Annotated in this window: 11 protein-coding genes; 2 read left to right on the forward strand and 9 right to left on the reverse strand. The window is 71.7% G+C overall.

Going from position 1 to position 14,130, the window contains the following annotated elements; translation table 11 throughout:
- Positions 1-66 precede the first annotated feature (66 nt).
- Entirely contained in the window at positions 67-993 is a 927-nt protein-coding gene (locus tag IG90_RS0126590) for a proline dehydrogenase family protein (RefSeq protein ID WP_030589591.1), read from the reverse strand.
- A gap of 212 nt (positions 994-1,205) precedes the next feature.
- On the opposite strand from IG90_RS0126590, the gene IG90_RS0126595 reads away from it, so the two are divergent.
- Positions 1,206-2,360: a PucR family transcriptional regulator gene (locus tag IG90_RS0126595; RefSeq protein WP_030589594.1), complete on the forward strand. Its 1,155-nt coding sequence runs from the start codon at positions 1,206-1,208 to the stop codon at positions 2,358-2,360.
- Positions 2,361-2,398: 38 nt separating this feature from the next.
- Here the strand turns inward: IG90_RS0126595 and IG90_RS46735 are convergent, their stop codons facing one another.
- Complete coding sequence (locus IG90_RS46735) at positions 2,399-2,686, reverse strand: undecaprenyl diphosphate synthase family protein (RefSeq protein ID WP_030589597.1); 288 nt, start codon at positions 2,684-2,686, stop codon at positions 2,399-2,401.
- A gap of 225 nt (positions 2,687-2,911) precedes the next feature.
- Between IG90_RS46735 and IG90_RS0126605 the strand changes: the two genes are divergently transcribed.
- The gene (locus tag IG90_RS0126605; protein ID WP_033894672.1) at positions 2,912-4,597 is read left to right on the forward strand and encodes an ATP-binding SpoIIE family protein phosphatase; all 1,686 of its coding nucleotides are present in this window, start codon (positions 2,912-2,914) and stop codon (positions 4,595-4,597) included.
- A 90-nt stretch (positions 4,598-4,687) separates the two neighbouring features.
- On the opposite strand, the gene IG90_RS0126610 is transcribed toward IG90_RS0126605, so the two are convergent.
- The 7 genes from IG90_RS0126610 to IG90_RS0126640 all read right to left on the reverse strand — a co-directional run bounded on the left by IG90_RS0126610 (position 4,688) and on the right by IG90_RS0126640 (position 14,089).
- Complete coding sequence (locus IG90_RS0126610) at positions 4,688-5,197, reverse strand: hypothetical protein (RefSeq protein WP_030589602.1); 510 nt, start codon at positions 5,195-5,197, stop codon at positions 4,688-4,690.
- 37 nt (positions 5,198-5,234) lie between these two features.
- Positions 5,235-5,933 (reverse strand): serine/threonine-protein kinase, encoded by a 699-nt coding sequence (locus tag IG90_RS0126615; protein ID WP_030589605.1) that lies wholly within the window; start codon positions 5,931-5,933, stop codon positions 5,235-5,237.
- Between the two features lie 61 nt (positions 5,934-5,994).
- Positions 5,995-8,466 (reverse strand): Tox-REase-5 domain-containing protein, encoded by a 2,472-nt coding sequence (locus tag IG90_RS0126620; RefSeq protein WP_030589608.1) that lies wholly within the window; start codon positions 8,464-8,466, stop codon positions 5,995-5,997.
- Positions 8,467-8,660: 194 nt separating this feature from the next.
- On the reverse strand, positions 8,661-10,253 hold the full coding sequence (gene serA / locus IG90_RS0126625; protein ID WP_030589611.1) for a phosphoglycerate dehydrogenase: 1,593 nt from the start codon (positions 10,251-10,253) through the stop codon (positions 8,661-8,663).
- 310 nt (positions 10,254-10,563) lie between these two features.
- Positions 10,564-11,565 carry a ketol-acid reductoisomerase gene (gene ilvC, locus IG90_RS0126630; protein ID WP_030573364.1) on the reverse strand — a complete coding sequence of 334 codons (1,002 nt, stop codon included), beginning with the start codon at positions 11,563-11,565 and terminating at the stop codon, positions 10,564-10,566.
- A 116-nt stretch (positions 11,566-11,681) separates the two neighbouring features.
- Positions 11,682-12,209 (reverse strand): acetolactate synthase small subunit, encoded by a 528-nt coding sequence (gene ilvN / locus IG90_RS0126635; RefSeq protein ID WP_006127785.1) that lies wholly within the window; start codon positions 12,207-12,209, stop codon positions 11,682-11,684.
- Positions 12,210-12,232: 23 nt separating this feature from the next.
- Positions 12,233-14,089 carry an acetolactate synthase large subunit gene (locus IG90_RS0126640; protein ID WP_030589614.1) on the reverse strand — a complete coding sequence of 619 codons (1,857 nt, stop codon included), beginning with the start codon at positions 14,087-14,089 and terminating at the stop codon, positions 12,233-12,235.
- Between the last annotated feature and the right edge of the window lie 41 nt (positions 14,090-14,130).

A 14,130-nucleotide genomic window follows, 5' to 3' on the forward strand; every position in this document is an offset into this window, starting at 1 on the left:
CTTTGGTGTCGGCGGGGATGGGTGTGTCGGCCGTGGCCGGTTCAGCCCCGGGTCGGGGCCGGGCGCTCAGCCCTTGGTGAGGATCGAGCGGCCGAAGAACAGCAGGTTGGCCGGCTTCTCCGCGAGGCGGCGCATGAAATATCCGTACCAGTCGGTGCCGTACGCCGTGTAGACGCGCATCCGGTGGCCCTCGGCCGCGAGCCGGATGTGCTCGTCGCTGCGGATGCCGTACAGCATCTGGAACTCGTACTCGTCCAGTTTGCGCCCCGCCTGGCGGCCCAGCTCCTGGGCGATGGCGATGAGACGGGGATCGTGGGACCCGATCATCGGGTAGCCCTCGCCCTGCATCAGGATCTTCGTGATGCGGACGTACGCCTTGTCGATCTCGGCCTTGTCCTGGTAGGCGACGGAGGCGGGCTCCTTGTAGGCGCCCTTCACGATGCGTACGCGGCTGCCGGCCTCGGCCAGCCGGCGGGCGTCGTCCTCGGTGCGGAACAGATAGGACTGGATGACACAGCCGGTCTGCGGGAAGTCCTTCCGCAGCTCCTCGTGGATGGCGAACATCGAGTCGAGGGTGGTGTGGTCCTCGGCGTCCAGGGTGACCGTGGTGCCGATGGCGGCCGCCGCCTCGACGACCGGGCGTACGTTGGCGAGGGCCAGCTCGTGGCCGCCCTCCAGCGCTTGGCCGAACATCGACAGCTTGACGGACATCTCGGCGCGGGGGCCCAGGTCCAGGACCTTCAGGCGCTCGATGAGCTCCAGGTACGCGTCGCGGGCGGCCTCGGCCTGCGCGGGGGTGGTGATGTCCTCGCCGACGACGTCGAGCGTGACCTCCAGACCCTTGTCCGCGGCGTCCTCGACGATCGGCACGACCTGGTCGACGGTCTCCCCGGCGATGAAGCGGTCGACGACCTGCTTGGTGCCGGGCGCGGCCGAGACGAACCGGCGCATCTTGTCGCTGCGGGACGCGGCGAGAATCACGGGACCCAGCACGGGGTGCCTCCACGAATGTACGGACGAGGGGCCGTAACGGTGCATACATGAACGTATGTGAACGGGCATGAACAGACCGGTACGGCACGGATAACCACTGTGAAATCTAGGCACCGTTCCCACCCTGTGCCATCGACACCTGTCACGCATCCGTGGCCGCCATCTCAGACATCTGTATGAAGAGGTACGGGGAGGGGTGCGACAATGGCGGCGTGACAGGCGACTACCAGGAACTGGTCGACGAGATCTCCGCCCTCCTCGGCGCTCCCGCCACCCTGGAGAACCGCGACTTCGGTCTGGTCGCCTTCGGGGCCCACGACAGCGACGACGACACGGCGATGGACCCGGTCCGCACCCGCTCGATCCTCACCCGCCGCTCCACCCCCGCGGTCCGCGCCTGGTTCGAGGGGTTCGGCATCACCCGGGCGACCGGCCCGGTCCGCATCCCCGCCGCCCCGGAGGCCGGGGTCTTCCGGGACCGCGTCTGCCTTCCGGTACGCCATCGGGGTGTCGTCCTCGGCTACGTCTGGCTCCTCGACACCGACCCCGGGCCCACCGAGGAGCAGCTGGCCGGCGCGATGGAGGTCACCGCCCGGATCGGGGCGCTGCTCTCCGACGAGGCGCGGGCGGGCGCGGACCTCTCCCGGGAGTTCGGCGCGGTGCTGACGGCCGGGCCCGGGCGGCAGCACGACACCGCGGTCGCGGCGCTGCGGGAGGCGCTGGGCCAGGACGCGGAAGGGCTGCACGCGGTGGCGTGCGTGACACCGTGGGGAGCCGACGACACCCCGTCCGTACGGGGCGTGGCCTCGGTGGCCGCGCTCGCGACGATCACCGGAGCAGGGGGCGGCGTGGGGCCCGTGTCGCTGGCCGCGCTCATCCGGCTGCGTTCGGCGGACCGGCTGGACCCGGCGACGAGCGCCGCGGAGCGCCTGCGTACGGGGGCGGGCCCAGGGGCCACCGCGGGGATCGCGGCGCCCCGCCGGGGCCTGGACACCCTGCCGGCCTCCTGGCGCGAGGCCACGGCGGCGGCCCGCGCGGCCCGGGCCGAGACCCGGTTCGGCCCGGTCGCCCGCTGGTCGGCGATCGGCCCGTACCGCCTGCTCACCGCCCTCCCCGGCACCGGAACGGACCCGGCCGACCCGGCGGTCGCCGCGCTGCTGACCCCGCTGCACAAGGAGCTCGCGCACACGGCGGAGGTGTTCCTGGACTGCGCGGGCCAGGCGAGCCGGACGGCGGCCGAGCTGGGCATCCACCGCCAGACGCTCTACTACCGCCTCTCCCGGATCGAGCAGATCACCGGCCTCGATCTGGGCGAGGGCGAGGACCGGCTGCTGCTGCACATGGCGGTGAAGCGGGCGCGGCTGTAGCGGCCCGGCTGTGTGCCGGGGGCCGCGCCACGGGCCCGTCACCTGCCGAGGTCCCGGTTGGCGTACGAGTGGTTGGCGCACGAGTGCAGTGCGCGCAGGAAGGCCACCCGCCGGAATGCGGGCCGGCGGCAGACCAGCCAGTACACCTCGGCGTCGGCGGACTGCCGGAGCAGGAAGCCGGACGGCCGCTGCTCGCCGGAGGTGCGGATGCTGAAGCCGGTCTGGTCGGAGACCGGTGAGTGGATGTGGCGGGAGGTGTCGTCGGACGGTCTCCTCGATGACCTCGACCAGGGGGCCGAGTTCTTCGGCGGGGCGCTCTCCGTCACTCGACTGCCACCCTCGAAGGACCCCCGCCTCCTCACCCCGTCGGGTTCCGGAGGCCGGACCGGCACTGTGCGGGCACAATCGAAGTGCCTCTCCGAAGGCCCGTACGGGAAAAGGGGTACCACGTGGACCACCATCCGGGCCGGCCGGGCACCAGACTGGGTGCCGTACTCGACCGCCTGCCCGTCCCACGGATCCTCCAGCGCGCCGTGGACGCGGCCGCGGCGATGAGCGGCACCCGCCGCCTGGAATGGCTCAGCGCGGCGGGCGACCACATCGGCACGACGCTCGACCTGGACCGGACCGCCCAGGAACTGGCGGACTACGCCGTACCGGGACTGGCCGACGCAGCTGCGGTCGACCTGCTGGAATCCATCCTGACCGGAGGCGAGGGGGAACGGAGCGGGTCCGCGGAGGCGCCCCTGACGCGAGCCATGGCCGTGGCACACATCGACCGGCTCCAGCACCTCGAACCGGACCCGGTGGGGGATCTGATCACCGTCCACGCCTCCAAGATCGCCCATCAGTGCCTGACCACGCGCCGGCCGGTCCTGGTGAGACGGATCGCACCGGAGCAGTACGAGCACATCGCCCCCACCTCGCACGCCGCCCTCACCATGCGCCGCGCGGGAGTACACAGCTACCTGGTGCTGCCCCTGGTCTCACGTGGTGTCCTCCTGGGACTCGTCGACTTCCTCCGGTCTGGAGACAGGCCACCGTTCACGCACGCCGACCTGGCCCTGGCGTGCGAGCTGGCGACGAAGGCCGCGGTGTTCGTGGACAACGCCCGCCTGTACGGCCGTGAGCGTGCGGCCGTCGTCACGCTGCAACGCGCCCTGCTCCCCCGAGCCGCTCCCTCCACCCCGGGCCTCCAGGTCGTGTCGAGCTACAGGCCGGCCGTCGACCCCGGCGGCGTGGGCGGCGACTGGTTCGACGTGGTGGCCCTGCCGAGCGGGCGCAGTGCCCTCGTCGTGGGAGACGTGATGGGCCATGGCCTGGCGGCCGCGGCGACCATGGGCCGGCTGCGCTCCGTCGCCCGTACGCTCCTGGGGCTGGACATCGCACCGGACCGCGTCCTGGCCCGGCTCGACCTGGCGGCCCGCGACCTGGAGGAGGACCAGGTCGCCACCTGTCTGTGCGCCGTCTACGACCACGCCGAGCGGACGTACCGGCTGGCCAGCGCGGGCCACCTGCCGCCCTTGATGATCGACGCCGCCGGTCGTGCCGCCTTCCTGGACGTGCCCCCGGGTGCTCCGCTGGGCGCGGGGATCATCCCCTACGACCAGGTGGCGGCCCAGGTGCCGGAAGGCAGCCGCATCGTGATGTACACCGACGGGCTGATCAAGAACCGGCACGAGGACGTCGATGTCCAGCTGGAACGGCTGCGTGCGGCGGTCGAGGGCCCGCGGACCGCTCTGCCGGACACCTGCGAGATGGCGTGGACCGGGACCGTCAGCTGCAGTGGCGGGCGATTCGACGACGCCGTCATCCTCATGGCGGAGACTCTGTCGCAGCCCGACGCGGAAGTGGTCGTCTGGTCCCTCCCGGCGGACGGGTCGGCCGCCGGAGCGGCGCGCCGTCTGGTCCGCGCCCAGCTGGAACGCTGGTCGCTCTCCGAACTGGTGGACGTCACCGAACTGGTGGTGAGCGAACTCGTCGGCAACGCCCTCCGCTACGGCGGCGGCCCGAGCGGGCTCCGTCTGCTGCGCCACGACCGGCTGTGCGTCGAGGTCTCGGACATCGGGCCGGACCTGCCCCAGATCCAGCACGCCCCCCTCAGCGCCGAGGGCGGCCGCGGTCTCCAGCTGATCAACATGCTCTGCCGCCGGTGGGGCTCCTGCCGGACACCCGAGGGAAAGGTCGTCTGGGCCGAGCAGGATCTGCCCGGCGGCAGTTCCGGAGGCAGCAGGTGACTCGCCGAGAGCGGGCCGCCCTCCGGTCGCCGTGATCGGCCCGCCCTCGCCCGGCCACCGCAACGGCTGCCGGGCGTGTCCGGAATCCGGCTACGGCCGGGCCACCGCCCGGTCACCGACCACGGCGGCCAGCACCAGCGGTGCGTCGCCGTCGCTGTGACCGACGGTCAGCGCGGCCCAGTGGCCGTCGGGGGCGGCCGGGTCCCAGACGGTCAGGTCCCCGTACAGGTCCTCGGCGAACAGGGCCTGGAACAGCGGCTCGACGGGAGCGCCCGCCTGCCACCCGCGCAACGGCCCGTGCAGGCGGATCGAGCGGTGCGGGCCCCAGCGGCGGTCCAACTCTTCGGTGAGGACGGCCAGATGGGCATCGGCGGCCTCTTCGGCGTCGTTCCACTCGGGGGCGTACACGCCGGTCAGCGGGTCCCCCTCCCAGAGCGGCACGATGCGGAAGCCCGCACCCTCGGTGGCGGTCCACTCGCCCGTCGCCGGGTCACCGTGTGCGGTGGTGGGGCCGACGGGTGGTACAGGGGTGGCGAGGAGCTGTTCGGCCTCGGCGACCGCCCGGGACAGCACGAAGGGCTCCCCCGCCCTGGCCGTCACAGCACGGCCCGGGTGGTCGCGGGGACGATGCCGACGGTCACAGCACGGCCCGGTCCATCGGGCGGGGCAGCGGCGCCAGGGCCCCCGCCTCGCGAAGGCGTTCGTACGCGCGGACCACCGCCGCACTGCCGCCGGGGGCGGCGATGCTCAACAGCAGCCCGCCGCCCGGGAGTTCCTGGCGGACCGCCTCCAGATCCTCCGGTACGAGGGCGGCGCGGGCCGGGGAGAGGTAGCCGGTCCGGCCCACGACCGGGTCGCCGACCGAGAACCCGGCCTCGTCCTCCAGCGCGTCCAGCACGTCGTCGTCGCTCACGTCCCCGAAGTCCGGCTCCCACACCCGGGCGAGGAGGCTGAGGATGTCCTCCTCGGGTACGGGGGCGTCGTCCGGGGCGTGCAGGACGATCGCGAGCGACTGGAGCAGGAACTCCGGCCGGCCGCCCGCCAGTCCGCTGACCTCCGCCTCCCAGCCGGGCGTTCCCGTGCCGACCAGCCGCAGCCCGGTGCCGGTCAGGTCCGACCAGTCGGCCGCGCTCTGGGCGGTGCGCACCGCGTCGAGCAGGGCGTCCCCCTCGGGGGTGAGGGCGGTGGCGGGTCCGTTCCCGTGGACCTGGCTCCAGGCGTCCGCCACCTGCGGGACCAGGCCGGCGAGCCCGTCCAGGGTCTGCTGCCACCGGTCGGCCAGGGCGTCGGCGGACTCGGGCCTCGGACCCCAGAAGCCCCGCACTACACGTCGCATGCTGATCTCTCTCCTCCGTCGCCGGACCGCTCCGGGTCCCCCACGCGTGCAGGCTACTCGGCTACTCGTCGAAGGCTCCGGGCTTCCTGGTGCTGTCGCCCGGTTTCACCGGGGTGGGGACCACCTTGATCGGCAGCCCCTCGTCCCGGAACGCCTTCCTCGCCGCCCTCGCGACCTCCGGGTCCGAGAAGTGCCACTCCACCGGCTTGCCGCCGGCCGCCTCCACCTGGGCGCGGGCCTCCGCCACGAACTTGGCCTTGCCGGACGGGGTGAGCGTGCCCGCGTCGGTCTTGGAGAGGTAGCTGCCGTAGCCGTTCTTGGCCTCCAGGTACGTCTGCCGGGAGGAGTCCCAGCCGTCGTACTCCACGGCCGGCTTGCCCTCGCGGGGGTGCGGTACGACGTACTCCTGGCCCCGGTTCGTACCGGTGATCTGCTCCTGGTAGCGGAGCCAGGACTCGTTCTTCCAGTTGGGCGCGGGGTTGCGGTCCCGGCTCGCCCAGTAGCCGTCGCCCGCGTCCGCGTCGCCGAGCGTGCGGCTCTTGAGGTCGTCCGCCCAGGACGGCGGGTTGTAGTTGCGCGGGTCGGAGGTGTCGTTGCGCTGCGGCTCGGGGTGCTGCTTCTTCTCCAGCTCCGCCTTTCGTGCCCGCTCCGGCTCCTCCAGCCGCTTCTGCTCCAGGTGCGCGGCGCGCTCCGCTGCCCGCGCCTCCGCCGCCGCCTTCTTGGCGGCCTCGTCGCACCCGCCGTCGGCCAGGACCACCCGGCCCGGCGAGCCGCCCGCCAGCACCCCCGTACCGGAGCCGGGAACCCCGCCGGTCGCCCCGCCCCCGTACCGCACCAGGGGCGGCCCGGAGGCGATGGCGCAGCCGGTCCGGCGCGCCGCGTCCTCGGCGCTGTCCGCCGCCTCGTCCGCCTCCTTCGCCGCCTTGCGTACGCCGTCGAGGTCGCCCGCCTCCGCCGCCTCGCGGGCCCGCCGTGCGGCCGCGCCCGCGTCGCCCGCCGCGTCCGCGACCTCGGAGGCCACCTTGCCGGCCTTGCCGAGCTTTCCGGCCTTGCCGACCACCTTGGCCACGTTGTAGCCGGGGATGAAGAGCGAGCCGACGTTCCAGATCACATCGGTGACGGCCCGGGTCTTCTCCCCGTTGTTCCAGCGCTCGCGGACCTCGTCCCCGACGAAGACGTCGTCCCCGACCGTGACCACGGTGTTGACGGAGGCCTTGCCCCAGTCCCAGATCGCGCCCAGGTAGTCGCCGTCGCTCCACTTGTCGCCCGCGCCCTGGGAGTCCTGTGCCCACCGGTCGCCGAGCTGACGGCCGTAGTCGGCGAGACCGGCCCACGTCTCGGGCTTGAACAGGTCGATGATCCCGGAGATGTCGCCCCAGATGCCGTCGACCACCAGGCCCTTGGCGACCTGCGTCGTACGGTCCCAGGCGCAGCCGAAGAAGCCCCAGCCGCCGCAGTCCTCCTGCTCTTCGGCCTTCTCGCCTCCGCCCCTCTCGCCGTCCCCTTCGGCGGAGGCGGGTATGTCGTAGGCGGCCTCGGGCTCCTCGTGGTCCTCGGGGAAGGTGTCCTCGCCGGTGCCGGGACGCCCGTCGTCGTCGGGGCCTCCGGTGCCGCCGCCTGTAGTGGTACCGGAGGAGCCGGAGGAGCCGGAGGAGGAGCCGGAGGAGCCGGAGGAGCCGGAGGTCTCGCCGCCGGTGCCACCTGTGCCGCCGGTCCCACCCGTGTTGCCCGTACCGCCCGTCGCGTCGCCGCCCGATGCCCCCGTACCGCCCGTGACCGTGGAACCGGCGTCCGCACCACCGGGTGTACCCCCGGACGTACCGCCGTCGGCACCGCCCCCGTCCGTCCCCGTACCCCCCGACGTGTCCCCCGCCTCCACCGAGCCGCTGCCGCCCGAGACCGGGCACGAGCTGCCGGTCAGCGAGCAGATCGCCGACTGGAGCCCTTCCGTGATCCGGCCACCGAGGCCCCCCACCGTCAGGGCCGCGATCAGCGCGATCACGATCAGGACCAGGCCCAGGTACTCCAGCGCGGACTGCCCACGGTCCCGGCGCCAGGTGATCATGTACGGGAGAGAGAACTTCGGCGGCTCCCCGCGCTCCCGGGGCGGCAGCCGGAACCACGCCCGGCTCTGCGGCCGGCTCAGCAGCACCAGGATGAGGATGGGCAGCACCAGTTGCGTGAGCCCGTCCGGCGAACCGTCCGCCAGGTTGCCGAGACCCCCGATGATCAGCCACGCCTGGACGGCGACGATCCCCCACCGGACACGTCTGCCGCCCGTCCGCAGGTGCCAGGCCAGCAGCGCGCAGAGCACCCCGGGGGCGGAGGCGTACAGCAGGATGCCGAGCACCTGCGCGCCCATGGCGTCGGCGGCGATCGCGGAGCCGGAGAGGCCGGTCGCGCCGAGGGCCGTCGCGCCGAGCAGGACGAGGAGCAGCACCCGCACCACGGCGAGCGGGCCCGGGAGGTCACGCCGGGGGGCGGCGGCCGGAGCCGTGCCTCCCGCTACGGGTATGCCACCGACAGCAGACATGCGTGATCCGACCCCCGGTGCCCATGAGTGACATGACAACCGGTCACCCTAAGGTCGGGGCGCCTCACCCGTCGTGGGTCCCAGGACCCAACCCGGGGCCCATAGCGATGGGTCGGTCCCCGAACGCAGACGGCTGCCGGGCGCCCCCGGTCGAGGGGTGCCCGGCAGCCGGGTGGTGCGTCCAGGTGTCCGCGTCAGTCGGTGAGGTTCACCGAGCGGGCCGAGGAGGCGCCGATCTCCTCGGCGATCTCGGTCAGCACCGTCTGCGGGACGGTCTCGTCGACCGTGAGGACGACCAGGGCCTCGCCGCCCTCGGCCGCCCGCGAGACCTGCATGCCCGCGATGTTCAGCCCGGCCTCGCCGAGGATCTTGCCGACCGCGCCGACCACACCGGGGCGGTCCTGGTAGCGCAGGACGACCATGTGGTCGGCGAGCGCCAGGTCCACGTCGTGCTCGCCGATGGCCACGATCTTCTGGAGGTGCTTCGGGCCCGCCAGCGTGCCGGAGACCGCGACCTCCTCGCCGCTGGAGAGCGTGCCGCGCACGGTGACCACGTTGCGGTGGTCGGGCGACTCGGAGCTGGTGGTGAGGCGGACCTCGACCCCGCGCTCCTGCGCGAAGAGCGGGGCGTTGACGTAGCTGACGGTCTCGTCGACGACGTCCTCGAAGACTCCCTTGAGCGCGGAGAGCTCCAGCACCTTGACGTCGTGCTGGGTGATCTCGCCGTACACCTCGACGTCGAGCCGGGCCGCGACCTCGCCCGCGAGCGCGGTGAAGATCCGGCCGAGCTTCTCGGCGAGCGGCAGACCGGGGCGGACGTCCTCGGCGATGACACCGCCCTGGACGTTGACCGCGTCCGGGACCAGCTCACCGGCGAGCGCGAGGCGGACGGACCTGGCGACCGCGATGCCCGCCTTCTCCTGCGCCTCGTCGGTGGAGGCGCCGAGGTGCGGGGTGCAGACGACCTGGTCGAACTGGAAGAGCGGGGAGTCCGTGCAGGGCTCCTTGGCGTACACGTCGAGGCCGGCGCCGGCGACGCGGCCCTCCTTGAGCGCGGAGTACAGGGCGTCCTCGTCGACGATCCCGCCGCGCGCGGCGTTGACGATGCGCACCGACGGCTTCACCTTGTGCAGCGCCTCGTCACCGATGAGACCGAGGGTCTCGGGGGTCTTGGGCAGGTGCACCGTGATGAAGTCGGCGACCTCGAGGAGCTCGTCCAGGCTGAGGAGCTTGACGCCCATCTGTGCGGCGCGGGCCGGCTGGACGTAGGGGTCGTAGGCGACGATCTTCATGCCGAAGGCCGACATGCGCTGGGCGACCAGGACGCCGATGCGGCCGAGGCCGACGACGCCGAGGACCTTCTCGCTGAGCTCGACCCCGGTGTACTTGGAGCGCTTCCACTCGCCGTTCTTGAGCGCGGTGTTGGCCTGCGGGATGTTGCGCGCGGTGGCCACCAGCAGACCGCAGGCCAGCTCGGCCGCGGTGACGATGTTGGAGGTCGGGGCGTTGACGACCATCACGCCGGCCTTGGTGGCCGAGGAGACGTCGACGTTGTCCAGGCCGACGCCCGCGCGGGCCACGACCCGGAGCTTCCTGGCGGCGGCGATGGCCTCGGCGTCGATCTTGGTGGCGGAGCGCACCAGGATGGCGTCGACGTCGGCGATCGCGGGGAGCAGCTCGGCGCGGTCCGCGCCGTTGCAGTGCCGGATCTCGAAATCCGGACCCAGAGCGTCGACCGTTGCGGGCGACAGCTCTTCAGCGATGAGTACGACAGGTTTCGAGCTCACGTGAGTCCTCACAAGTCCAGTGCGGACGGCCGTCCCGACGGCCGCAGGCGGTGGAGGGGCTAGCCGCGTGGTAGACGCACGACACTGTGGGCCCTGACGCGTGTATGTGTTCAGAAGTGTAGTGGTGCGGAGGGCCCCGTGCTGCGCCCAGGTGGAAGATCACCCGCATGAGGGTGGACGTGGTGCACACCCGTACGGAACCACCGCCTCCGCGACCGGCTCGCACCCGGTTTCCGCAGTGACACGGGGGTGTGAGGCGGGGGCTACGGAGCGGGGCGGGCCCATCGGACCCGCCCCGCTCCCCCGAGGCCTAGGCCTCTTCGTCGTTCACCCAGCTCATGAGCTTGCGCAGCTCACGGCCCGTGGTCTCCAGCAGGTGGTCGCTGTCGGCCTTCTTGTACTCGTTGTACTTGGGCAGACCGTTGTGGTACTCCGCCATCCAGGCGTTGGCGAAGGTCCCGTCCTGGATCTCGGTGAGGACCTTCTTCATCTCGGCCTTGGTGGCGTCGGTGATGATCCGCGGGCCGGTGACGTAGTCGCCCCACTCGGCGGTCTCCGAGATGGACCAGCGCATCTTCTCCAGGCCGCCCTCGTACATGAGGTCGACGATGAGCTTCAGCTCGTGCAGGCACTCGAAGTACGCGATCTCGGGCTGGTAGCCGGCCTCGGTCAGCGTCTCGAAACCGGCCTTCACCAGGGCGGCGGTGCCACCGCAGAGGACGGCCTGCTCACCGAAGAGGTCGGTCTCGGTCTCCTCGGTGAAGGTCGTCTTGATGACGCCGGCGCGGGTGCCGCCGATGCCCTTGGCGTACGAGAGGGCGAGCTCCAGGCCCTTGCCCGAGGCGTCCTGCTCGACGGCCACGATGCAGGGAACGCCGCGGCCCTCCTCGTACTGGCGGCGGACCAGGTGGCCGGGGCCCTTGGGGGCGACCATGCAGACGTCGACGTTGGCCGGCGGCTTGATGAAGCCGAAGCGGATGTTCAGGCCGTGGCCGAAGAACAGCGCGTCGCCGTCCTTGAGGTTGTCCTTGACGGACTCCTCGTAGACCTGGGCCTGGATCGGGTCCGGGACGAGGATCATGATGACGTCGGCCTCGGCGGCGGCCTCGGACGGGGTCACCACGCGCAGGCCCTGCTCCTCGGCCTTGGCCTTGGACTTCGAGCCCTCGTGCAGACCGACGCGGACGTCGACGCCGGAGTCACGGAGCGACAGCGCGTGGGCGTGGCCCTGGCTGCCGTAACCGAGAACCGCGACCTTGCGGCCCTGGATGATGGACAGGTCGGCATCGTCGTCGTAGAACAGCTCGGCCACTGGGTCTTCTCCTTGGTGTGCAGGTGTTGCGTCCCACCGTACGGCGGGGTGCGTCGTATGCGTTGTCGGGTCTCGCCATGCGAGCGGAGCCAGGAGCTCCGCCCGGGTCCGACCGCTCAGGCCGAGCGGTCGAGGGCGCGCAGGGACCGGTCGGTGATCGAGCGCGCGCCGCGCCCTATGGCGATGGTGCCGGACTGGACGAGCTCCTTGATGCCGTACTGCTCCAGCATCTTGAGCATCGCCTCCAGCTTGTCGGCCCCTCCGGTCGCCTCGATCGTGACGGCCTCCGGGGAGACGTCGACGGTCTTGGCGCGGAACAGCTGGACGATCTCGACGATCTGGGAGCGGGTCTCGCTGTCGGCGCGGACCTTCACCAGGACGAGCTCCCGCTGGATCGCAGCGGACGGCTCGAGTTCGACGATCTTCAGGACGTTGACCAGCTTGTTGAGCTGCTTGGTCACCTGCTCCAGGGGCAGGCCCTCGACATTCACGACGATGGTGATGCGGGAGATGTCGGGGTGCTCGGTCGTACCGACCGCGAGCGAGTCGATGTTGAAACCGCGTCGGGAGAACAGGGCGGTGATCCGGGCGAGGACACCGGGCTTGTTCTCGACCAGGACGGAGAGCGTGTGCTTTTCGGACATGGGAGTCGTTCTCTCTCTGTCTCTCAGTCGTCTTCGTTGTCGCCGAAGTCGGGGCGGACGCCGCGTGCGGCCTGGACCTCGTCGTTGGAGGTGCCGGCGGCGACCATCGGCCAGACCATGGCGTCCTCGTGGACGATGAAGTCGATCACGACGGGGCGGTCGTTGACGGAGTTGGCCTCTTCGATGACCTTGTCCAGGTCGGCCGGGTCCTCGCAGCGGATGGCGTAGCAGCCCATGGCCTCGGACAGCTTGACGAAGTCCGGGACTCGGGTGCCCTTGGCCGGGGCACCGTCCGTGTCCGTGCCGGAGTGCAGCACGGTGTTGGAGTAGCGCTGGTTGTAGAAGAGGGTCTGCCACTGGCGGACCATCCCGAGGGCGCCGTTGTTGATGATGGCGACCTTGATCGGGATGTTGTTGAGCGCGCAGGTGGTCAGTTCCTGGTTGGTCATCTGGAAGCAGCCGTCGCCGTCGATCGCCCAGACCGTGCGGTCGGGCATGCCGGCCTTGGCGCCCATCGCGGCCGGGACCGCGTATCCCATCGTCCCGGCGCCGCCGCTGTTGAGCCAGGTGGCGGGCTGGTCGTAGTCGATGAAGTGGGAGGCCCACATCTGGTGCTGGCCGACGCCCGCCGCGAAGATCGTGCCCTCGGGGGCGAGCTTGCCGATGCGCTGGATGACCTGCTGCGGGGAGAGGCTGCCGTCCTCCGGCAGGTCGTAGCCGAGCGGGTAGGTGTCGCGCCAGCGGTTGAGGTCCTTCCACCACGCGGTGTAGTCGCCGGTGTGGCCCTCGGTGTGCTCGGCCTGGACGGCCTGGACCAGGTCGGCCAGGACCTCGCGGGCGTCGCCGACGATGGGCACGTCGGCGACGCGGTTCTTGCCGATCTCGGCCGGGTCGATGTCGGCGTGGACGATCTTGGCGTACGGGGCGAAGCTGTCCAGCTTGCCGGTGACGCGGTCGTCGAAGCGGGCTCCGAGGGCGACGATCAGGTCGGCCTTCTGCAGCGCGGTGACGGCGGTGACCGCACCGTGCATGCCCGGCATTCCCACGTGCAGCGGGTGGCTGTCGGGGAAGGCGCCGAGCGCCATCAGGGTGGTGGTGACGGGCGCTCCGGTCAGCTCCGCGAGGACCTTCAGCTCGGCGGTGGCCCCGGCCTTCAGGACGCCGCCGCCGACGTACAGCACGGGGCGCTTGGCCTGGGTGATCAGCTTCGCGGCCTCGCGGATCTGCTTGGCGTGCGGCTTGGTCACCGGGCGGTAGCCGGGCAGGTCCTGGGTGGGCGGCCAGCTGAAGGTGGTCCTCGCCTGGAGGGCGTCCTTGGCGATGTCGACGAGAACCGGTCCGGGGCGGCCGGTGGAGGCGATGTGGAAGGCCTCGGCGATGGTGTGCGGGATGTCCTCGGCCCTGGTGACCAGGAAGTTGTGCTTGGTGATCGGCATCGTGATGCCGCAGATGTCTGCTTCCTGGAAGGCGTCGGTGCCGATCGCCTTGGAGGCGACCTGGCCGGTGATCGCGACGAGCGGCACGGAGTCCATGTGCGCGTCGGCGATCGGGGTGACCAGGTTGGTGGCGCCGGGGCCGGAGGTGGCCATGCAGACGCCGACCTTGCCGGTGGCCTGCGCGTACCCGGTTGCGGCGTGGCCGGCGCCCTGCTCGTGGCGGACCAGGACGTGGCGGACCCGGGTGGAGTCCATCATCGGGTCGTAGGCGGGGAGGATCGCGCCGCCGGGGATGCCGAATACCGTGTCGGCGCCGACTTCCTCGAGAGAACGGATGAGGGACTGCGCGCCCGTGACGTGCTCAACGGTGACGGACGGCTGTCCGCCGTTACGGGCGCGCGGCTGCGGGTGGTGGGCCCCGGTGGCCTGCTCGGTCATCGGCATTCTCTTCTCGAAGCTGAGGGTTTTCGCGGGTGTTTTGCAGC

Origin of the sequence: Streptomyces anulatus (assembly GCF_000721175.1) — a bacterium.
Lineage (GTDB): Bacteria > Actinomycetota > Actinomycetes > Streptomycetales > Streptomycetaceae > Streptomyces > Streptomyces anulatus_C.

Bases quoted from the DNA above. Each gene is read 5' to 3' on its own strand.
- IG90_RS0126605 (WP_033894672.1), top strand. From the start codon at position 2,912: ATGAGCGGCACCCGCCGCCTGGAATGGCTCAGCGCGGCGGGCGACCAC.
- IG90_RS0126615 (WP_030589605.1), bottom strand. From the start codon at position 5,933: ATGCGACGTGTAGTGCGGGGCTTCTGGGGTCCGAGGCCCGAGTCCGCC.
- IG90_RS0126620 (WP_030589608.1), bottom strand. From the start codon at position 8,466: ATGTCTGCTGTCGGTGGCATACCCGTAGCGGGAGGCACGGCTCCGGCC.
- ilvN (WP_006127785.1), bottom strand. From the start codon at position 12,209: ATGTCCGAAAAGCACACGCTCTCCGTCCTGGTCGAGAACAAGCCCGGT.
- IG90_RS0126640 (WP_030589614.1), bottom strand. From the start codon at position 14,089: ATGCCGATGACCGAGCAGGCCACCGGGGCCCACCACCCGCAGCCGCGC.